Source organism: Streptomyces sp. NPDC053079, assembly GCF_044546695.1.
Taxonomy (GTDB): domain Bacteria; phylum Actinomycetota; class Actinomycetes; order Streptomycetales; family Streptomycetaceae; genus Streptomyces.
Genome location: NZ_JBITZJ010000001.1, coordinates 982,046 through 1,002,700, shown reverse-complemented (window position 1 = coordinate 1,002,700; position 20,655 = coordinate 982,046). Strand labels below are relative to the sequence as shown.

17 protein-coding genes are annotated in these 20,655 nt (G+C 73.3%); 7 read left to right on the top strand and 10 right to left on the bottom strand.

Annotated elements, in window-relative coordinates; translation table 11 throughout:
- Positions 1–98 precede the first annotated feature (98 nt).
- Together ACIGXW_RS03950 and ACIGXW_RS03945 are read left to right on the top strand one after the other, a co-directional pair.
- Positions 99–1,100 (top strand): SCO0930 family lipoprotein, encoded by a 1,002-nt coding sequence (locus ACIGXW_RS03950; protein ID WP_071966374.1) that lies wholly within the window; start codon positions 99–101, stop codon positions 1,098–1,100.
- A 238-nt stretch (positions 1,101–1,338) separates the two neighbouring features.
- Entirely contained in the window at positions 1,339–2,478 is a 1,140-nt protein-coding gene (locus ACIGXW_RS03945; RefSeq protein WP_071966556.1) for a hypothetical protein, read from the top strand.
- Positions 2,479–2,590: 112 nt separating this feature from the next.
- On the opposite strand, the gene ACIGXW_RS03940 is transcribed toward ACIGXW_RS03945, so the two are convergent.
- Together ACIGXW_RS03940 and ACIGXW_RS03935 are read right to left on the bottom strand one after the other, a co-directional pair.
- Positions 2,591–3,604, bottom strand: coding sequence for a cytochrome d ubiquinol oxidase subunit II (locus ACIGXW_RS03940; protein WP_399569488.1), 1,014 nt, complete (start codon positions 3,602–3,604; stop codon positions 2,591–2,593).
- Positions 3,605–3,658: 54 nt separating this feature from the next.
- The gene (locus ACIGXW_RS03935) at positions 3,659–5,080 is read right to left on the bottom strand and encodes a cytochrome ubiquinol oxidase subunit I (protein WP_399569485.1); all 1,422 of its coding nucleotides are present in this window, start codon (positions 5,078–5,080) and stop codon (positions 3,659–3,661) included.
- Between the two features lie 173 nt (positions 5,081–5,253).
- Between ACIGXW_RS03935 and ACIGXW_RS03930 the strand changes: the two genes are divergently transcribed.
- The 4 genes from ACIGXW_RS03930 (at position 5,254) to ACIGXW_RS03915 (ending at position 8,813) form a co-directional block, all read left to right on the top strand.
- Positions 5,254–5,838: a hypothetical protein gene (locus tag ACIGXW_RS03930; RefSeq protein ID WP_399569483.1), complete on the top strand. Its 585-nt coding sequence runs from the start codon at positions 5,254–5,256 to the stop codon at positions 5,836–5,838.
- 172 nt (positions 5,839–6,010) lie between these two features.
- On the top strand, positions 6,011–6,556 hold the full coding sequence (locus ACIGXW_RS03925) for a DUF4232 domain-containing protein (RefSeq protein ID WP_399569481.1): 546 nt from the start codon (positions 6,011–6,013) through the stop codon (positions 6,554–6,556).
- A gap of 148 nt (positions 6,557–6,704) precedes the next feature.
- Positions 6,705–8,285: a GMC oxidoreductase gene (locus ACIGXW_RS03920; protein ID WP_399569478.1), complete on the top strand. Its 1,581-nt coding sequence runs from the start codon at positions 6,705–6,707 to the stop codon at positions 8,283–8,285.
- 117 nt (positions 8,286–8,402) lie between these two features.
- Positions 8,403–8,813 (top strand): SRPBCC family protein, encoded by a 411-nt coding sequence (locus ACIGXW_RS03915; protein WP_399569476.1) that lies wholly within the window; start codon positions 8,403–8,405, stop codon positions 8,811–8,813.
- Positions 8,814–8,824: 11 nt separating this feature from the next.
- On the opposite strand, the gene ACIGXW_RS03910 is transcribed toward ACIGXW_RS03915, so the two are convergent.
- The 7 genes from ACIGXW_RS03910 to ACIGXW_RS03880 all read right to left on the bottom strand — a co-directional run bounded on the left by ACIGXW_RS03910 (position 8,825) and on the right by ACIGXW_RS03880 (position 18,447).
- The gene (locus tag ACIGXW_RS03910; RefSeq protein ID WP_399569474.1) at positions 8,825–11,746 is read right to left on the bottom strand and encodes a hypothetical protein; all 2,922 of its coding nucleotides are present in this window, start codon (positions 11,744–11,746) and stop codon (positions 8,825–8,827) included.
- Entirely contained in the window at positions 11,743–13,548 is a 1,806-nt protein-coding gene (locus ACIGXW_RS03905) for a peroxidase family protein (protein ID WP_399569471.1), read from the bottom strand. Before ACIGXW_RS03905 ends, ACIGXW_RS03910 begins: the two co-directional genes overlap by 4 nt.
- Positions 13,541–13,951: a hypothetical protein gene (locus ACIGXW_RS03900; RefSeq protein ID WP_399569469.1), complete on the bottom strand. Its 411-nt coding sequence runs from the start codon at positions 13,949–13,951 to the stop codon at positions 13,541–13,543. The genes ACIGXW_RS03905 and ACIGXW_RS03900 overlap by 8 nt, the downstream gene beginning before the upstream one ends.
- A 110-nt stretch (positions 13,952–14,061) precedes the next feature.
- Positions 14,062–15,249 (bottom strand): catalase family protein, encoded by a 1,188-nt coding sequence (locus tag ACIGXW_RS03895; protein WP_399569467.1) that lies wholly within the window; start codon positions 15,247–15,249, stop codon positions 14,062–14,064.
- Positions 15,246–16,670: a Dyp-type peroxidase gene (locus tag ACIGXW_RS03890; RefSeq protein WP_399569465.1), complete on the bottom strand. Its 1,425-nt coding sequence runs from the start codon at positions 16,668–16,670 to the stop codon at positions 15,246–15,248. Before ACIGXW_RS03890 ends, ACIGXW_RS03895 begins: the two co-directional genes overlap by 4 nt.
- An 11-nt stretch (positions 16,671–16,681) precedes the next feature.
- Complete coding sequence (locus tag ACIGXW_RS03885) at positions 16,682–17,962, bottom strand: hypothetical protein (protein ID WP_399569463.1); 1,281 nt, start codon at positions 17,960–17,962, stop codon at positions 16,682–16,684.
- A gap of 26 nt (positions 17,963–17,988) precedes the next feature.
- On the bottom strand, positions 17,989–18,447 hold the full coding sequence (locus tag ACIGXW_RS03880) for a hypothetical protein (protein ID WP_399569460.1): 459 nt from the start codon (positions 18,445–18,447) through the stop codon (positions 17,989–17,991).
- A 188-nt stretch (positions 18,448–18,635) separates the two neighbouring features.
- On the opposite strand from ACIGXW_RS03880, the gene lepB reads away from it, so the two are divergent.
- Positions 18,636–19,364: a signal peptidase I gene (gene lepB / locus ACIGXW_RS03875; RefSeq protein ID WP_399569457.1), complete on the top strand. Its 729-nt coding sequence runs from the start codon at positions 18,636–18,638 to the stop codon at positions 19,362–19,364.
- 19 nt (positions 19,365–19,383) lie between these two features.
- On the opposite strand, the gene ACIGXW_RS03870 is transcribed toward lepB, so the two are convergent.
- A complete protein-coding gene (locus ACIGXW_RS03870; protein ID WP_399569454.1) occupies positions 19,384–20,451 on the bottom strand; it encodes an enoyl-CoA hydratase/isomerase family protein in 1,068 nt (355 codons plus the stop codon).
- Positions 20,452–20,655: the final 204 nt, after the last annotated feature.

Genomic DNA, 20,655 nt, shown 5'->3' with positions numbered 1-20,655 from the left:
AACTTCCCGGTTCCGCTGAGCGTTCGCGGAGCCCCTCCCGTACCACCACGCACCGGCGGTCCCCGCCGGCTGCACCCCCACCAGGAAGGAACACGGACATGATCAAGCGGCGACAGGCTTCCCTCGCGGGAGCGGCGCTCACGCTCATGGTGCTGACGGCGGCCTGCGGCGGCAGCCCGTCGGCCAAGGAGCGCGACGGCGACGACGCCCGCCCGGCGGCGAACGCCTCGGACGCGGGCAAGGGCTACGGCTCGGGCTACGGGTCGGGGTACGGCTCGGGGGCGGGGTCCAAGGACGCGGGGGCCGCCAAGGGCGAGGCGGGCGGCAAGCTGGCGGTCCGTGAGGCGGCGGACCTCGGCCAGGTCGTCACCGACGACAAGGGCTTCACGCTCTACCGCTTCGACAAGGACACCGCCAAGCCTCCGGCCTCCAACTGCGACGGCGACTGCGCCAAGGCCTGGCCCCCCGTCCCCGCCGAGGGGGCCTCGGCGTCCACCGGGATCGACGCCTCCGCCCTCGGCGAGGTCCAGCGGGCCGACGGCACCAAGCAGCTGACGCTGGGCGGCTGGCCCGTCTACCGCTACGCGAAGGACGCCGCCCCCGGCGAGACCAAGGGCCAGGGGGTGGGCGGCACCTGGAACGCCCTGGCGCCCGACGGGAAGAAGGCGGGCGGGAAGAAGGCCGAGGATCCCAAGGAACAGCCCAAGGAGCAACCCAAGGAACAGCCCGCACCCGAGGGCGTGTCCGTCTCCGACAACCCCAAACTCGGCAGGATCGTCGTGGACGGCAAGGGCCGGACCCTCTACCGCTTCGACAAGGACAGCGCCTGGCCCATGAAGTTCTCCTGCAACGACGCCTGCCTGGAGACGTGGAAGCCCGCCAAGCCGGTGGACAAGGACAGGATAAAGGGCATCGACGCCAAGCTGATCACCACGGTGACCCGCCCCGACGGCACGAAGCAACTGGCCGTCGACTGCTGGCCCATGTACTGGTTCACCGGTGATGAGAAGGCCGGGGACGTCAACGGGCAGGGAAAGCAGGGGCAGTGGTTCGCCGTGGACGACAAGGGCGCCAAGAACAAGGCCACCCCGGCGGGCTGAGCCCGTACCGGTCCCGGCGCAGGCGGCATCCCCGTGCTTCGCACAAGACGGGGCGATTTCGCCGCCGCCTGCCGCCGGGGGGTAATTCCGGTCGCGCCCAAGGGAAATGGGGCAACGCCCCGGCGCGGGGAAAGGAGGGAAATGCCGGCGTGGGTCATCTCATCAGAGGAGGGTCCGTGGAACTTCTCCGACCAGAGGTGGATGCCACGGCGGCTCCGCGCTGCCTACGGTGATGATCATGCTCAGCAAGACGAGGAAGACCTCACGACGTTCGTTCGTGGCGGCCGCCCTGCTCATGGCCGTCGCCGCTCCCCAGCTCCCGGCCGCCGCCGCGGCGGCCACGCCACCCGCTCCCGCCCCGTCCGCGGCCGAGGTGCCCGCTCCGGCGACCGGAGTGCCGCTCGGCACGAAGACCCTGCACCTGGTCGACACCGCGCGGCAGGACCCCTGGAAGCCCTCCGCCGGCCACCGCGAGTTGATGGTCTCGCTCTGGTACCCCGCCCTGCCCTCGCGGGGCCGGCCGGCGCCCTACGCCTCCAAGGCCCTCTCCCGGGAGGTGCTCGGCACCGAGGCCATGGCCTCGGTGCGCACCCACGCCGTCGACGGTGCGCGGCGCGCCCCGGGGACCCGGCCGCTGGTCGTGCTCTCCCCGGGCTTCGGCCTGAGCCGCCTGACGCTCACCGCGCTGGGCGAGGACCTGGCCTCCCGCGGCTACGCGGTCGCCGCGGTCGACCACACCTACGAGGCGCCGGTGGAGTTCCCCGGCGGCCGCATCGAGAAGTGCCTGGCGTGCGACACGAAGGAGTACGGGGCGGTCGTCCGCAACCGCGCCAAGGACCTCGAGTTCGTACTCGACCGGCTGACCGGCCCCGGCAGCGAGCTGCGCGTCGATCCACGGCGGATCGGCGTCGCCGGGCACTCGATCGGCGGCGCGAGCGCGGTGGAGGTCATGCGCGAGGACCGGCGCGTGGGCGCCGCGGTCAACCTCGACGGCAACTTCTTCACCGATCCGCCCGCCGGGGGCCTGAACCGGCCCGTCCTGCTGCTCGGCGCCCGCCGGAGCACGTTGGCCGAGCCCCGGGAGAACTGGGAGGGGACCTGGAAGCGGCTGACGGGCTGGAAGCGCTGGCTCGACGTGCCCGACGGCGGGCACATGACGTTCACCGACGTCCCCTGGATCATCGACCGCCTCGGCAGGCCGGACACCATCCCGCCGGAGGACGTCGAGGGCCAGCTCGGCAGCCTGGCCGCCGCCCGCGCGACCGCCGTGACCCGCGGCTATGTGGCCGCCTTCTTCGACCGGCACCTGCGCGGCAGGCCGAGCCCGCTCCTCGACCGGCCGTCCGCGGCCTTCCCGGAGGTCACGTTCATGAAGTAGCGGCTACTTCCCCGCCTACTGCACCGTCACACCGCCGGTCATCTCCGGGTGGATGGCGCAGCGGTGGGGGAAGTCTCCCGCGGCCGTGAACGTCCGGGTGAAGCCGCCGCGCTCAGACGTCCGGTGCTTCGGGCCGCCGCTGCTCGTGCTGGAAGAGGTGGTAGAGCCACCACAGTGACGGGACGAGAAGGAGTGCCCCCACGCCGAGGCTGGCCAGGCAGGCGGTGAGCACGGAGCTGTGGGAGGCCGTCGACCGCACGGTCGTGTCGGGTACGAGCATCAGCGGGTACTGGGCGGCGCCCCAGGACCACAGGACGGCGGCCACCGCCAGCGCCGCCGCGAGGCGGGCGGCGACGAAGCGGCGCCGCGCGACCAGGACCATGCCGGCGAGTCCGGCGAGGGCGCTGAGCACCACCAGGGGCAGGGCGCGGTGGGTGAGCCCGTCGAAGAGCCGCGGGGCGTCCGCGCGCAGCACGGCGACGCCGGCGAGGGCGACGACGCCGGTGACCGCGCCGCTGATCAGGGCCCGTCGGCGGAACGCGGCGACGAGGGCGTCGTCCCCCTCGCGGGCGGCGTCCGCGCACAGGTACACGGCGGCCAGATGGGCGCAGGTGAGGACGGCGAGGACGCCGCCGAGGAGGGACGTCGGGTGGAGCCAGCCGGTGAGGGTGTCGCCCTCGGCGAGGCCCGGGGGGACCCGGCCGGAGGCGACGGCGCCCGCGACCGTGCCGAGGAAGAAGGGGGTGACGACGGAGGAGAGGGCGAAGCAGGCGCCGAAGAGCCGGCGTAGGGCGGTCGCGCTGCTGGCCTTGCGGAAGGCGAACGCGGCTCCGCGGGCGATGATGCCCAGGGCGGCGAAGGTGAGCGGCAGGTAGAGCGTGGACAGCACCGCGGCGAAGACGGGTGAGAAGCCGCCCCACAGCAGCACGACGACGAAGATGAGCCAGACGTGGTTGGCCTCCCACACGGGGCCGATGGTGTGTTCGATGAGGGCGCGCTGGGGGTGGCCGCGCCGGGTTCCGCCGGCCAGCAGGTCCCACAGGCCGGCCCCGAAGTCCGCTCCGCCGAACAGGGCGTAGCAGGTCAGGCCCAGCCACATCACGGCCAGTGTCATGTCGGCGAGCATCGGATGAAGAACCTCTCGGGCGTCGTTCGGCACCTTCGGACCGGGCCGTCGGCCTCAGACCACGGGGTAGTCCTCGATGTCCCGTTCCTGGGGCGCGACGGGCACGGGCCGCTCGGTGACCATCCGGCGCAGGACGTAGACGGTGGCCGCCGTCATGGCCGTGTAGACGATCAGGACGAGCCACAGGCCGGCCATCACCCCGGGCGCGGGGTTCACCGCTTCGTGCACGGTCATCAGCCCCTGGACGACCCAGGGCTGACGGCCGAGCTCGGTCACGCACCAGCCGCATTCGAGGGCGACCACCGCGGCCGGCCCGGTGAGCGCGCCGAGCGCGAGGAAGGCCCGGGTGCCGCGCCGGGCCAGCGGGTCGCGGTCGCCCGCGCGGCGGGAGCGCCACCAGGCCAGCAGCAGCCACGCCGCCATCAGGAGCAGGAAGAAGCCGGCGCCGACCATCAGGTCGAAGGCCCAGTGCACCCCCGTCACGGCGGGCCACCGTGCGCGCGGAACGCGGTCGAGGCCCTCGACGACCGTGCCGGGGCTGTCCCCGATCAGCAGGGACAGCCCGCTCGGGATCTCGATCCCGTACCGCAGGCCGTCGTCGCCGGCCACTCCCCCGAGGGTGAGCGGTACGTGGCTGCCGGTGCGGTAGACGCCCTCCATGGCGGCGAGTTTGACCGGCTGGTTGGCGGCGACGAAGCGGGCGGCCCAGTCGCCGGCGGCGATCTGCAGCGGGGTGACGGCGGCGCCGAGCGCGCAGGGGATGAGGAAGCCCGCCCGGTGGTAGGGGTCGCGCCGGCCGCGCAGCAGCGCGACGGCGTAGACGCTCGCGGTCAGGAAGGAGGCGACCATCAGCGCGGCGAAGATCATGTGGACGGTCTGGGGCCAGCTCGCGGGGTTGAGCATCGCCGCCCACGGGTCGACGCCGGTGATGCGGTCGCCGCGCTGGGTGAAGCCGCTCGGCTGGTTCATCCAGGCGTTGGCGCAGACGACGAAGAACGCCGACGCCACGCCCGCGACGACGACCGGCACCCCGGTCCACAGATGGATCCGGGGCGGCAGCCGGTCCCAGGCGTAGAGGTAGATGCCGAGGAAGATCGCCTCGATGAAGAAGGCGATGCCCTCCAGGGCGAAGGGCAGCCCGATCACCTGCCCGTAACGTCCCATCAGGCCCGGCCACAGCAGCCCGAGCTCGAAGCTGAGGATGGTCCCGGAGACCGCGCCGACCGCGAAGAGGACCCCCATGGCGCGGGCCCAGCGCCGCGCCAGCAGGCGGCAGGCGCGGTCGCCGGTGCGCAGGCCGCGCCACTCGGTGATCAGGGTCAGCAGCGGCAGCCCCACGCCCAGGCACGCCACGACGATGTGCCAGGCCAGCGAGAACCCCATCTGGGCACGGGCCGCCGACAGATCGCCGGGAGTGGCGGGCAGGGCCGCGCACACGGCGTCGGCCACGCGGAACGACCCGCAGGTGAGAGGCATGGCGGCTGGGATACCCCGGCCCCCGCCGATGAAAACCTGACATGCCATGACAAAGCATGCATACACGGCTTTCTCACCTGTCCGGCCCCTCTCCTCTCCCCCACCCCGCCCGACCCCGGTGGGCCCGGGCCCCCGTCCGCGGGCATGCGCGGGCCGCGGGAGATGATCAGGCCGTGAAAGCGACAGCGATACGTGAGCCGGTGTGGACCCCGTCCGCGGTCTCCGTGGCCGCCGCCGGGCTGATGGTCGAGGCGGCGTGCGCGGTGACGGCCCTGTGGATCTGGGGGCTCTTCCATCCGCACCCCGACGACGACGGCGGCGCCCTGGCGGTCTTCGTCCTCCCCGTCGTCCTCCCCGTCCTCGCGGGCGCGGCACTGGCGCTCACGGTCACGCTCATCATGCCCACGCTCTCCCTGGCCCGGCGGGCGGGCGCGCTCTGGGGCCACGGCGGTGCCTGGTGGTGGGTGCCAGCCATGGCCGGCACCGTCTCGGCGGCCGTGGTCGGCGCCGGTGGGCTGGGGTTCGGGCTCCTAGGGGACACGGTGGGGAGCCCCTCGGCGTACGCCTGGTGGTGGCTCGCCGTGGCGCTCCTCATCGTCCCGGGCGCCCTGCTGGCACGGGAGACGAACCGCCGTACCGCCCAGGGGCGGCCGAGGCTGCGGACGCGGAAGGTGCTGCTCGGGGGCTGCGGGAGCCTGGCGGCCCTGTGCGCACTGCTGCTGACGACGGCGGTCGTGGTGGAGTCCGTGGCCGGCTGAGACGGCCGGGGCGCGCCATGTTCGTCCGGCGCATGGCCGATACCCGTCCATGAGGTGTTCACCGGTGCGGGAGTGGGGTAGACGGCCTGTCGTTCCCGACGGGTCCGGGTGCCGCGCGGGTGCGAGCCGTCCGCGCACGCCCCGGCCGGTCGATCGCCGAAAGGAAGTTCTCGTGATACGCCGCACGACAACGAAGTTCGCCGCCCTGGCCGTCGCCGCCGGCGCGGGGCTCGTCCTCACCGCCGTGGGACCGGCCCAGGCCGCGTTCCCGGCGGGCGACGGGTCCGACCGTGCCGTCGCGACCTGCGGCACCCCCGGCCTGCGGATCGCCTTCGCCGAACGGCTGGGCGGCGGGATGAGCCACGCCGGGGGCACGCTGGAGCTGAAGAACACCTCCGGCCGCAGCTGCGCCCTGCGCGGCTATCCCGGGCTCGGCCTGGAGGACGCCCGCCACACGCCGCTGCCCACCCGCGCCGTGCGCGGAAGCACCTGGTACGCCGACGACCCCGGCAACAAGCTCGTCGTCCTCCGGCCGGGACAGGCGGCCCAGGCCAACGTCTCCTGGACGCACTCGGGCACCGAGCCGCGCAAGGCCGCCTACCTCCAGGTGACGCCGCCCGCCGCCACCACGCACCGGACCATCGAGCTGGACGACATGGTCGACTTCGGTGAGCTGCGCGTCACCGCCGTGGCGCACGAGGTCCCGGTCCGCGGCTGACCGCGGCGCCGGCGGGACGGGCGCGGACCGGGTTAACCATCGAATGTCTTCGCCCACGCCCCGCGCGGGGCGAAGCATTTCGAGGCCTCCCCCCCTCCGCTGTAGCGTGCGCATCCCGGATGTCCCCACACCTCGGCAGGGGGAGGACATGCCTCTTCCACGTCGCCGCTTCGCCGGCCTCTCCTCGAGCGGGGCGCTGGCCGCCCTCACCGCCTCGGCCCTGGGGGCCTCCGGCTCCCGCGCCTTCGCCGGCGCCGTGGCACGGACCCACTTCAAGGCCATCGTCGTCGGGTCGGGCTTCGGCGGATCGGTGGCGGCGCTGCGGCTGGGCCGGGCGGGCGTCGACACGCTCGTCCTCGAACGCGGCAGGCAGTGGCCGACGAGCCCCACCGAGGCCGTCTTCGGCTCCCAGGAGAACATCGACGGCCGCATGTTCTGGTTCCGCTCCGTGGCGTACTGGCCGGGCGTCCCGCCGGTTCCCGTCCGGCGCCTGCCCGGTGTCGCGGAGATCTCCAACGAGGCCCACCTCGACATCCTGTGCGGAGCCGCCGTCGGCGGCGGCTCCGTCGTCTACACCGGCGTCACCGTGGCCCCGCCCCGCCCCTACTTCGCGTCGCTGTATCCCTCCGGGCTGTCCTACGACGAGTTCGCCGGCCGCTGGTTCCCGCTGGCCACGCGGGAGCTGGGGGCGACGACCATGCCCCGGGACGTCTACGACTCGGCGCCCTTCACCCACTCGCGCCAGTGGGACCGGCACATGAGGCGCGCCGGGTACCTCCCGGAGCCGGTCGGCTCCACCTTCGACTGGGACGTCGTGCGCGCCGAGCTGCGCGGCGCCGTCCGCGCCTCGGCCACGATCGGCGAGAGCGACTTCGGCTGCTCCAACGGCGCCAAGAAGTCCCTCGACCGCAGCTACCTGCCCCGCGCGCTGGCCACCGGCAACGTCCAGCTGCGCCCGCTGCACGAGGTCCGCTCCGTGCGGCGGGGCCGACGCGGCGGGTACGCGCTGGAGGTGCGGCGCATGGACCCCTCCGGGACGGTCCTGGACGTCGAGGAGTACACCTGCGACCTGCTGTTCGTCTGCGCGGGCACGCTGAACACCAACCGGCTCCTGGTCGCGGCGCGCGAACGCGGGGACCTGCCCGATCTGCCGGCCGCGCTCGGCAGCGGCTTCGGCGGCAACGGCGACCAGGTGGGCCTGCGCACGACCCTGACGGACCGCAGCGGTCCCGCGCAGGGCGCGCCCTGCGCCTCCACCCACTTCTTCCACCGCGACTTCGCCCAGCCGATGCGGGCCGAGAGCTGGCAGCTGCTGGGCGCCCACGCCCTGCCGGTCCTCGTCACGTTCGCCGTCACCGTCGACCGCGAGAACCGCGGGACCTTCGCCTACGACCGCCGCACCCGCCAGGTTGCCCTCACCGGCTGGGGCCCGGACGCCCAGCGGGCCCCGGCGCGGGCGATGGCGCAGTACGACGCGGCCCTCCTGGCGGCCAACCCGGGCCTGGTGTCCGTGGCGCTGGACTATCCCGTCCCGTTCACCGGCCACCCGCTGGGCGGTTGTGCGATCGGCCGGTGCACCGACCTGGAGGGCCGGGTGGCCGGGCACCGGGGCCTGTACGTCCTGGACGGCTCGCTCGTCCCCGGGAACGCCGGGGGCGCCAACCCCTCGCTGACCATCACCGCCCTCGCCGAGCGCGCCCTCGCGGGCATCGTCGCCGCCGGCGGCTGAGAGCCCGGCGGGCCGAACGGCGGACCCGGGCCGGGGCGAACGGGTGGCTTCGCGTCGGCGGGGCCTGTGGGCGGGCAGGCGGGTGTGGGGGGCTTCCGCACCGAGGATTGGCATGGCATGAGCGAATACGAGCGTTCCCGTACGATGCCCGCGCTGCCCGAGCACGTTTTCGACCAGGTGGTCGAGGTGCAGCGGCTGAGCAGTTGGATGCCGTCGGACCTGCACGTGCGGGCCGAGGACCTGCCGGCCGTGACCGTGCACGAGGACCGCACCGGTGAGGACGAACGCGCGCTGTTCCGGGCGGACCCGGAGCAGATGCGGGTGGAGTGGGGGACGCGGGACACCGGGAATTACGCGGGCTGGCTCCAGGTGGCCGGCATCGGCAGCGGTGCCAGCGAGGTGACCATCCATCTGTCGTTCTTCGAGGAGGGCGACGACCCGGGCGAGGACGTCGTCGACGGGGCCCTCGCCGGCAGCCTGGAGCGGCTGGAGGAGCAGGTGCGGCTGCGCGTGGACGACGGCGGGTGACCTGGGGGAATCTAGGCGTCCCGGCGGGGAAGGAGGCGCAGGACGCCCGCCGCCTGCTCGCCGATGTAGTGGCCGAGCTCCTGGTAGGCGTCGAACTGCTGGTGGTCGAACCACTGGTCGCTGGTGCTGTCGTGCGGGAAGACGGGATGGGAGGAGGCGTAGGCCAGGAGCTTGTACGGCATGCCGCGGGTCAGCGTCGCGCGGGCCACGATCAGCTGTCCGCGCCTGCCGAGGTTGAGGCCGTCCTCTCCGATCAGGTCCTGCGGGTAGATGATGTCGCCGGTGATCACCGCTTGTGCCGCGAGCCGCTCGTTGAGCTTGGCCAGGGGGTTCTCGGGCTGGAGGGGCAGGGCGCTGCCGGGGACGAGTTTCTCGGTGTCGTGGAGGATGATCTCGATGCCGAGCTCCTCGTGGGCCAGGGTGATGGCCTCGGCGAGGGTGGCGGCGAAGGGCGGGGTGTATCCGCTGGCGTCGATGCACACGGCGGTGCTGACCCGGTGGCGGAGCAGCTCGACCAGGCCGAGGTTCTCGTAGTGACCGCCGTCGGTGGTCAGCAGGAGCCGGTCGTCCATGGGGTAGCGGCCGGTGATCTCCCGCAGGAGATAGGACAGCCGCCGGATGGCGGGCTGCGGGGGCAGCCGCCAGTCGCTGTCGGCCTTCCACAGGGGGCCCAGGGCGGCCGGGTTGGGCAGCCAGGTGCCGAGCCTTGCGTTGGAGAGGGCGAACAGGGTCTGGAACGTCCGCGCCTGGGTTCCCATCGCGGAGGCGAACGCGGCGCCGGAGACGGCCATCGCGGACTGCACGGTGAGGTCCCGGCGGATGAGGCGTCCGGTGCGTTCCTCCAGGCTGTCCACCCGGGCGTAGCCGACGTCCGGGCCGCCGACGTAGTCGTGCGACAGGGTGAAGGAGACCGCCCGCCGGCCCGGCGGGGTGCGGTCGCTGCCGGAGAGGTTGGCGGCCGCGGCGAAGATGACCTGGGGGAAGCCGGGGTGCCGGCGACCGTAGCGGTGCAGCGGCGTCGGCTCCTTCGTGAAGTCGTAGGGGCGCGCGACGACTTCCCCGTCCGGCTCGGTGCTCCGGCGGACGGCGAACGCGGACGCCAGGCGGAGTCGGTAGAACGGGTGGAGGCTCATCCAGGTCTGGTCCAGGCACAGGACGATCAGGGCGAGGAGGACGGGCAGGCCGATCTGCCAGAACAGGCCCCACTGACGCCCGGTGGCGATGGCCCAGCCCAGGACGAGCAGCGAGACGACGAACAGCAGCAGCAGGACCAGCCACACGATCACGTACTGGACGAGGCCGTTGGGCACGGCCCGCGACACCTGCCCGGCCTTCCGGGAAGCGCCCAGGATGCTGCCGAAGCCCCGGCGGACGGTCTGGCGGCGGCGCCACAGGGTGGCGACCAGGACGGCCCCGTAGGTGAACAGCGCGGTGAAGCCGATGCCCGCTCCGGCCTGCGGGGCGCTCAGGTCGAGCCCGGACCGCAGCTTGACGGTCCCCCAGGCCACGCCGGGCAGGACGACGGCGACGACGGTCAGGAGCAGGGCCAGCACCACGCAGACGCGGAAGAGGGTGAGGGCCCACGTCTGCGAGCGGACCAGAGCGCCGCACCAGGTGAAGAGGAACAGCCAGACGAGCCAGCACAAGCCCCCCACGCCGAGCAGGCCGAGGATGGTCAGGAGCACCGGCTGCCGGAACGCCGGGGCCGGCGGTGGCGGACAGTCGGTGGGGAAGAGCACCCCCGCTGAGGACAGGTAGTCCAGGTCCGTCAGCGGCACCACGTGATAGGCCCAGCTCAGGGCGAGTCCCAGCAGGAGCAGCATGGCGATGAGCAGGCCCAGGGAGGCCAGCAGCCCGCGCAGCAGGACGCCGAGAGCGGCCAGCCACTGGCCGGTGCCTTCGGCGACGTACTTCGCGTGCCGGCGCAGGTGGTCCTCCTCGGGCGAGCCGGGCTCGAAGACGTCGGCCGGCCCCGGCCGGGACGTGGCCGGGGACTTGTCGTCGGCCGCCTCGTGCAGCGCCAGTTGCAGCGCGCCCGCGGCGTAGCCGCCGCCGGAGACCGAGACGAGGTAGCGGGCCTTGCGCAGGTGGTCGCGCAGCGCCTGCAGCGCGCCCAGGGTGACGCAGGCCGAGCGGATGCCGCCGCCCGAGACGCAGAACCCCAGGGCTCCTTGTTCCCGTCCGGGCGGCACGAGGGTGCTGTTGCGCCACCGGACGCCGCCGCCGGGCGTGGGCGGCGGGGTGCGGGGGGTCTTCGGCCAGCGCTCCCCGTCCGCCCGCACCACGGGAGGCGGCGGGATCAGTTCGGGCCGTGCGGCGGTGTCCGCGGCCGGTGGCCGGTCGGGGCGCAGCCAGCGCAGTCCCGGCAGGACGGCGGCCGTGTGGATGAGGGAGCGCTTGAGGATGATGACGAGCACGACCGCCGCGGCGGGCACGGTCAGAGCCAGCAGCAGCCATGTGAGCGCCGCGCAGCCCGTCGCCATCTTGAACGGCACGTCGGCGCCCGGGGTGAAGTGGCGCAGGCCGTGGGCGAGGAAGAGGTTCTCGGCCACGTCGCTCACGCCCGCGACCCCCGCGAGGATCATGCCGGTCACCGCGGCGCGACGGTGGCCGAGGCGGTGGGCGACGGTGCGGTGGGCGAGGGCGAACACCGCCATGAGGGTGAGGGTGTAGCCCGCGAGGAAGACGTAGTCGGCGTGCAGGGCCCGCTGGGCGTCGTGGAGGCGGTCGCCGACGACCTCCGCCGCCTCCTCGACGCTGCCCGCCAGCTGCAGCCGGATCACCCGGATGCCGGGCGCGCGACAGGCGTACCACGCACTGCCCACGGCGAGGGGGACGCAGGCGCCGACGGCCAGCAGGCACCCCTGCCAGGCGCGCAGGGCCCGGGGTGCGGGCGCCTCCGTCGTGTTGCCGGGAGGTGCGGGGGCGGTCATCGCGGGGGGCCGGCTGCCGTCCAGGGGGCGAACGCGTTGTCCACCGACCGCAGCGAGGAACGCAGCTCCGGGAAGTGCCGCAGCAGCACGCTGGTCATGCTGTTGTCCTCGATCCAGTCGAGGCCGGCGGGCGTGTACACCTGCGGGGTGTAGTCCTCGGTGAGGAACCGGTCGCTGTTGAGGCGGCGGGAGGCCATGAGGAGGAAGATCCGGAATGCGGTGTCGCTGAAGGCGAAGCCCGCCGGCCGGGGCTCGGCGTACATGCCCACCATGAGGTCGACGCTCTCGATGTCGTCCTGGTAGGTCCGGCGCAGTTCCTCGGCCCACTCGGGGTTGTCGGTGAGCGCGTGGAAGTCCTCGGCCGGGGCCAGGTGGAGCCGGCGTCTGAACTCGTTGTAGCGCGGCACGCCGAGCTCCCGGATCCGCAGGATGTCGACGGCTCCGAGGTCCATGAGCTTGCCGTCGGGTCGCTCGAACTCCTGGAGGAACGCCGGGTAGTTGTGCAGGGTGACCAGGCCCGGGTGCGCGGTGCCGAAGGAGTGGAAGAGGTCGGGCAGGGTGTGTTTGGTGAGGAACTCGTAGGCGCCCCGGCCCGACAGCTCCCGGAAGGTGGCCTCCTGCAACGGGGAGCCGTCCTTGGCCGAGCGGAAGGTCCAGTGGTCGGGGATCAGGGGGTGCATCCGGTAGACGGCCACGAACTCCTCGGTGAGGGCGTACGGCACGCCGAAGTGGTCGGTGCGCCCGCCCACGATGCCGCTGAGGACCTCGCTGGTGCTGACCCGGCCGAACAGCCGGTGCACCCGCTCGCCCAGCAGGCCGAACCAGTTGGCGCGCATGCCGGTGACGGTCGTGGGGTGGCTGATGACGGCGGGGGTCCACTCGATGGTGTGGATCTTGGCGATGAGGGCGGTGTTGACCAGGCGGGCGCGCTGGAAGAGCTCCTCGTCCGACCACTGGGGGTAGTCGACGCGCAGCCGGTCGCAGATGGCGTTGTGCTCCAGGATGAACAGGATGTGCATCATGGCCAGGCCCAGCCAGAATCCGGGGATGTTCGCCGGGTCCTGTTCGGGGTTGTCGGGGAACAGCGAGCCGTTGCGGGGGACCTTGAGCCTGCCGCCCTCGCCGGTGCGCAGCAGTCGCTGTTCGGCCAGGTCGTTGCCGTAGAGCTGGGAGGCGTCCCACCAGTGCGACTTCTCGTTGAGGAACGTCGGCGGAAAGCCGTCGTCGCCGTCCGGGCGGGTGGGGTCGGGGATGGTGCGGGGGACGAGCATGGGCGGGTCGGGCCACGGGTCGTCGTCGGGGAGTTCGATGCGCCAGGGGTGGTCCATGGTGCCCTGGCCGTGGTTGACCCAGTCCCGGATCATGAACTGCAGCCAGGCGGCGACGAGGGCGTTGACGGAGGTGGCGGGGATGAACTCGTGCCGGGTCAGCAGGGCCCGGCTCACGTCGCGGGGGCTCGGGGAGAGGATCTGCGGCTCGGGCTCGGGGACCGTGTACTCCGGTGGGACGTTGCGGCCGAAGCGGGAGCGGGCCATGCCCATGCGCGGGTTCGACAGGTCGTTGTACGAGCCGTCGGCCGTGCGCTGGGTGAGGTGGCGGGCGTCCGGCGGTTCGAGGGGCGGCAGGTCGCGCGCCGGGTAGGCGGTGGTGTCGTGGAGGTTGTTGCGGCGCAGGTCGTTGCGCAGGCCGATGAGGGTCAGCAGGCTGAGCGGCTTCGGCAGCCGGTGCCAGCCGACCTTGCGGTCGACGGCCAGCGCGAGCTTGTTGTGGGCGGCGACGAACCATGAGGTGGCGCTAGGCATGGTGTCCTCCTTCCGGCGCCCGGCAGGTGAGCGGCAGCCGGGGCTGTCGGGCCACGAGCGTGAGGGCGACGTTGAGCGTGGAGATCGCCGTGGCGGCCAGGCCCGGCCGCGGGGCCAGCACGCCGTCCCGCCAAGCGCACGCGGCCGACAGGGCGTCGCTGGCGTGGACGAGCGTGCCGACGCGCAGCGCCCGGTCGCGCTCGTGGGCGTCCCTGAACAGCAGCAGTTCGGCGCCCAGGACCACGGTGCGTACTCCGAACATCCGCAGGACGTGGAGCAGTGCGGGCTGGGCCGGCCCGGCCCCCAGGCTGCGGGCCATGGTCTGCGGGGCCAGCAGGGCTACCACGCCGTTGACGAGGCGGATTCCGGCCAGGCCGTACCGCGCAGCGGTGCGCGCGTCCATCGTCGGTGCCCCTTCCGGAGGGGATGGCACCCCTTCTCAAGGGGGCATTGCGTACCGAATGTGACGATATTGCATGTTCTGGTGATGCGCGCGATGAGCCCCGGCCGGGCTCAGGGCCCCGCGCCGGGGACGTCGTCGCTGGGGTCGGTGTGCGGCGTGCCGTTCATGGACTGTCTGAGCCGGGAGAGCTGCAGGTAGACGGCGCGGCGGGCGCGGTTCTGGTTGCCCAGCGGCCGGTGCGCGGGCAGGGCGTGCCAGGGGTTGAAGGAGAGGCGGTCGGCGAGGGCGAACTGCGCCGACGCGTCGACGTCCTGCCGGGGCAGCCGCAGGGTGGCGACGGGGACGAAGGGGGAGAGCCGTTCGGGCCAGACGACGGAGGCGTTCTCGACCGGCATCCGGTGCGGGTCGGTCTGCAGCTGGACGAGGAAGTCGAAGACGACGTCGCCCTCGCGCAGGGTCGCGGTCAGGGCCCGGCGCAGGTAGTCGTCGGCCGGGCGCCACGGCGCCCGGCCGCGCGCCGCGTCGCGCGGGACCAGGGAGTACTGCATGGCCTGGCCCTCGCCGAGCAGGTACGGGGTGCAGCTCCAGTACCGGGTCCGCAGGGGGCTGGCGTGGGTCCGGGCGTACAGGCCCTGCATGACCAGGTCGCACAGGTGCGGGCGGCGGGGGTCGAGGAAGTACAGCAGGGGTGTGCCGGCGTAGACGTGCTGCTGCAGCGCGAGGTTCTCGACGACGTTCGGGGTGGTGAAGGTGGGGGCGCTGATGCCGGTGAAGTCCTGGGTGGCCCGCTCGTCGTCGAGCAGGGTGCCGCCTTCGACGCCGAGGAGTTTGACGCCGATGCTGAGGATCCCGTTGTCCTCGATGTCGGGTGGGGCGAGGGGGCCGGGGCCGGCGAAGCGGACCCAGGCGCGGTAGGTGGCGGGGTGGGCGAACACGCCGTGGCGCAGCCGCCCGGGCAGGTCGCCGAGGACGGTGAACTCCCCCGCCACGACGCCGTAGGTCTTGGTGTTGCCGGCGCGCTCGACGCTCCCGGGCGCGTATTCGCGGGCGATGAAGCGGGCCATCTGCCGGGTGATGGCCTCGGCGATGCCCGCCTCCCCCGGCAGTGCCTTCTCCTCGGCGGGCCGCAGGTGTTCGTCGCGGCGGCGGACGTTGACGCACCACTGGGTCAGGGCCTGCAGGGGCGGCCGCAGGAGGCGGTCCAGCAGCGGCCGGACGTAGGGGTCCACGCGCCTCTCGAGGCGGACGCACCGCAGGAGGGCGTCGTTGAGCGCCCGCAGCGCCCGTTGCCCGGTCATCTTCGCCCACCCGCCGGTTCGGCCGCGCAGAGGTAGCGCAGTGCCCGCAGCCCGGGGAGGAAGAAGTAGGCGCCGCCCTGTACGGAGACGAACTGCGGCAGGTCCAGGTGGCGGGTGCGCAGGGGGCGCGCCTGCTCGGTGAAGGTCGAGCGGTGGTCGTTCCGTGGGGCGACGAGCGGGTCGGGGGCGTCGTGGAGGCCGTTGAAGTTGGGGTTGTTCAGCCAGGTGTGCTGGATGAACTCGAACTGGCGGGAGATGTTCGCGTTGAGGCAGAGGAAGTGCAGTCCGCTCTCCCCGTCGCCGGACGGCCGGGCCTCGGGTTGCGGTCCGTAGGCGCGGCCACGGCGCAGGATGCGGTGGCGTCTGCCGATGGCGACGGAGTCGGCCGAGCCGGGCCGGGGGTCCAGGGAGTCGCGGGGGTGGGCGCGGCGGATGTGGGCGCCGAGGGGGCAGCGCAGGCCGTCGGGGTCGGTCGTGAAGTAGCCGAAGTCGTTGTCCGTGGCGAGGCGGGGGTCGTCCTGCCGCGGGGCGTGGACCAGGGGCGCCCCGCTGGGCCAGCGGCCCACCATGCGGGCGGCGAGCGCGTCGCGGGCGGCGGCGTCGGGGGTGCCGTCGGGCCGGCGCGTCACGGCGTCGAGGTGGCTCCAGAACCCCTCGACGTCCTGGTGGAGCTGGCGGAAGACCAGGTAGCTGCCGTTGCGGCCGAAGTCGGCGCCGTCGGGCGCGCGGGGCAGCAGGCCGGCGGGGTCGTCCCCGTCCGGCAGCACGGGCCGGTCGGTCAGCAGTCCGTACTCGTTGGGGTAGCCGAGCAGGAACTCGCCGGCCTTGACGACGTCGCCGGTGGCCGCTCCCCCCTCGCGAGCGGCCACGGCCCGGGACGTCCTGGGCAGCCCCTCGATGAGCGGCTGGGAGATGCCGTCCCGGAATCCGAAGGGTTCGCGGTCGGTGAGCGCGGCGGTCGTCAGCCGTACGACGTCGGTGAGGCCGCCGGTGGTGAGGAGGTCCTGGCGCAGCTCCGTCTCGAGCCGGCCGAGCCGCTCCTCGTCCCGGGCGTAGAGCATGACCAGGACGTGGACGGGCGGGGTGGCCGGGCCGCCCCACCGCCAGTGGGCGGGCGCGTTCTCCCCGACGTCGCCGAGGAGGCGGCTGCGGTTGGGGTCGGTCATTCCGGAGACGAACTCGTCGGGGAAGCCGTCGAGGTCCGCAGGGAGCGGGCCCAGGTTGCGCAGGCCGTCGGCGGTGACGGCGAGGTTGACCGCGGTGTCCGGGGGCTCGGCGGCGGCGTCGGTCACCCGTGGTGCCACCCGGCCCAGGGCGGCGCGCGCGGCGGCCGGTTCGGTGACGGCGAGCATCAGGAAGCAGGCCGACTTCAGGGTGCTGTAGCCACGGGCGACGATGCCCTGGATGTCGTCGAGTTCCACGGCGGGGTCCTTCACAGCAGGGCGAGCCAGGCTTCGGTCCCGGCCGGGCCGAGATCGGCGAACAGGCCGGCGCGGATGCGGGCGTTGGTCTCGATGTTGTGCGTGGTCATGTCGTCGTAGGCGGAGTACCACACCTGGGTGGGCAGCTGGTGGCAGCGCAGGTACCGCTTGAAGGCGAGCTCGTCCTTGGCGCCGTCCCGCACCAGCCACCGGGTGCGGGGGTAGCCCTGGCCGTTGCTGAAGACGGCGTTGAGGCCCCAGGCGACCTTGTCGATGAAGTCGTCCATGTAGCTCTCGAGGCTGCCGTCGTAGTTGCTGGCGAACAGCACGCGTCGTTTGCCGTCGATGAAGAGCCAGCGGGCGAAGTGAATGGTCTTGACGCCGGCGAGGTCGCCCCGCTTGAAGAAGTGGCGGACGCCGTAGTCCACGACGAAGAGGGTGGCGGTCAGGGTGGCCCGCCGGAAGCGGCCGGGCTTGACCTGCCCGACGGCGGTGAAGGGGTTCTGGGTGACGTGGTCCTCGTAGGTGGCCAGTTCGCGTACGTGGTCGCGGCGGGGGCGGGCCCGGCTGGGGACGTCGCGGCGCTCGTGCCACCTCAGCAGCGCGGCCCACAGCGGCAGGGTGACGACGAGGAGCGGCAGGAAGAGCAGGGCGGCCAGGGGGACGGCCACGAGGTGCGCCGTCTGCCGTGCCCGCCATCGGCGGTCGGGCGGCGCCGGGGGCGTGCGCGCCCAGGCCAGGTCCTGGCGCCCGGAGACGTACCGGCGGATCGCGGCGTGGATGCGCTGCGGGCTCTCCTTCGCCAGGGCCGCGCCTTCGCGGTCGAGGAACTCCTCGATGGCTTCGTGCAGTTCCGCTTCCCGCAGGATCTGCCGGCGGCCCCTGCCGACGGTGTTGACGTAGAAGGCCGCGCAGGGGACGCAGTGCGAGGTCAGCCAGGCGATCCGGGCGGTGTCCGGGGCGGAGACCGGCGGATAGCCGGCGCAGTGCCCGAAGACCTTCTCCAGTCCCTGGCCGGCCGCGCGGACGAGGGCGGTGAGGTGGGCGTCCAGCGGCGCGTCCACCTCGCTCATGTAGACGATGCTCGCCGGCATCCTCGCCCGTGCGGCGCCGGTGCCGGGCCCTTCGGGGACGAGGACCAGCCGTGCGAAGTGGGTTCCCGCCACGTCGGCGAAGGGGAAGAGCTCGCCGGCGGTCCCTTTGCGGTGCGCCTCGCTCAGCACGTGGCGCACCTCCTCGACGTGGGCTGCGGGCAGGGCGGCCCGGATGGTGACTGCCAGCTGGTGCGGCATGTCCGGCACCTCCAGGAGCGCTTCGGCTAGGTGCGGGGTGAGGGGAAGCGCAGGGCGAAGTTGAGGACTTCGCGCCGTCCCCAGTAGACGACGCCGAGATACAGGCCGGGGCCGACGCTGCGGATCTCGTCGCGTATCCGGTGTGCGAGGAGCGAGGTGCGGGAGTAGTCCAGCACGGTGCATTCGCCGCCGTCGGACCAGCTTCCGTTCCGGTAGACCTTCGCCCGGATCGCCCGTACCCGCAAAGGCGTGACCCGGTTGCGCAGTTCGCCGCGCTCCGGCTCGAACACCTTGCCTTGCCAGGCCAAAAGGTGCGCCAGGCGGGCCACGACCGTGGACAGCCGTGCGCCGCGGGCCAGGAGCACCGTGCCGGCCCCTTCGCCCGTGGGGATCTCTCCCGCGGGGCTGGTGCGGAAGAGCCGGTCGAGCTCGGGCCGCGACATGGTCAGCAGCCTGCGGACGTCCGCCCCCGTGGCGTGGCTCATGGCACACCTCCGTGGCGCAGTGTCGGCACACATGCGACACCACCATCGTATTTCGGGTGCCCTCCCCCGGCATCTCCGGCAGGCGTCCGCGCGGGCGTGGGAGGCGTGCGGGAACTCCCGTGCGTTGTGGGAGTGGTAGGCCCGCACCGTGAGGGGAAGCGGGCTGGGGCACGCATGGAGGAGTGGGTATGAGTGACGTGGCGACCGCCGAGCGGGCCGAGGCGGGCGGGAGGGCCAGGAGGCAGCGTCCGTTCTGGAAGGAGTTGCCCCTCCTCATCGGCATCGCCCTCGTCATCGCCCTGCTCATCAAGACCTTTCTGGTGCAGGCGTTCTCGATTCCCTCGGACTCGATGCAGAACACTCTGCAGCGGGGCGACCGCGTGCTGGTCGACAAGCTGACGCCGCGCTTCGGCTCCAAGCCCGAGCGCGGCGAAGTGGTCGTCTTCCGCGACCCCGACGACTGGCTGAAGGACGAGCCCACGGCGAAGCCGAACCCGGTGCAGAAGGTGCTCGGCTTCATCGGGCTCATGCCGTCCGCCGCGGAGAAGGACCTCATCAAGCGGGTCGTGGCGGTCGCCGGCGACACGGTCGAGTGCAAGGGCACGGGCCCGCTGAAGGTCAACGGCAAGGAGCTCGACGAGCCGTACGTCTTCCAGGGCAACACCCCGTGCACCGTCGACGACCAGGGCGGCCAGTTCCGCGTCACCGTGCCCGAGGGCAAGCTGTGGGTCATGGGCGACCACCGGCAGAACTCGGCGGACTCCCGCTACCACCAGCAGGACAAGAACCACGGCTTCGTGCCGGTCGGCAACGTCGTGGGCCGCGCCTTCGTCGTCGCCTGGCCGCTGGGCCGCTGGAACACGCTGCCCGTCCCGGACACCTTCGGGCAGCCCGGCATCAAGGGCGCGCGGCCCTGAGCCGCGCGCCGGGGCGGGATCAGCAGGGGGCTCCAGGGGGCGCGGCCGGGGCGAGGGAGAGTGCGGGTGCGCCGGGCGGGGCGAAGAACCGGGCCACGTCCTCCTCGGTGACCTCCGCGAGCGTCGCCGGGGACCAGCGCGGGGACCGGTCCTTGTCGATCACCTGGGCGCGGATGCCCTCCACCAGGTCGGGGGCGGACAGCGCCGCGCAGGAGACGCGGTACTCCTGCTCCAGCACGCGCTCCAGGCCGCCGAGCCGCCGGGCCCGGCGCAGGGCGGCCAGGGTGACCTTGAGGGCGGTGGGCGACTTGGCGAGGATCGCCTCCACCGCCTCCTTGGCGGCGGGCACACCGCTGTCGAGGAGCCGGTCCACGACCTCCTCCACGGTGCCGGCGGCGTAGCAGCGGTCAATCCACTCCCGGTGGGCGGCCAGCTCGCCGGCCGGCGCGGGGCGCACATGGCGGTCCAGGGCGTCGGCCACCTCCTCGCGGGTGAGGTCGTCCAGGAGCGCGGGCAGCGAGGCGGCCGCCACGAAGTGGTCGGCCAGCCCGCACAGCAGGGCGTCGCCGGGGCCCACGGAGGCGGCGGTGAGCGCCAGGTGGGTGCCCAGTTCCCCGGGGGCGAGGGCGAGCAGGTGGGTGCCGCCGACGTCCGGGACGAAGCCGATGCCGGTCTCGGGCATGGCGACGCGGGAGCGCTCGGTGACGATCCGTACGCTTCCGTGGGCCGAGACGCCGACGCCACCGCCCATCACGATGCCGTCCATGACGGCGACGTACGGCTTGCGGTAGCGGGCGATGCGGGCGTTGAGCCGGTACTCGTCGCGCCAGAACGCCGCCGACGCCGCGCCGCCGCCCGAGGAGGCGTCCCGGTGGATGGAGCGGATGTCGCCGCCCGCGCACAGTCCGCGCCCGCCCGCGCCGTCGATCACGACGGTCCGTACGGCCGGGTCGTGCTCCCAGGCGGCCAGCGCCTCGTCGACGCGGCGCACCATGGCGTGGTCGAGGGCGTTGAGGGCCCCCGGCCGGTTGAGCGTGATGCGGCCGGCGTGGCCTTCGGTGCGCAGCAGTACGGAGTCGTCGGTCACCGGGGGGCTCCCGCCGGCTCTGGGGCCACGATGAGGCGCATGTTCTCGTTCGTTCCTTCCCGGTTCCGGTGGTCGCGAAGACCGCGGGCGGTCTTCCCGGTGCCATGTTCCCCGATGCCCGCCGGGAGGCCGCAGGACGGGGCCGCAGGACGGGGCCGCACCGAGCCTTGGCCAAGGCTGCGGGGGCCGCGTCCGCGGCGTCCC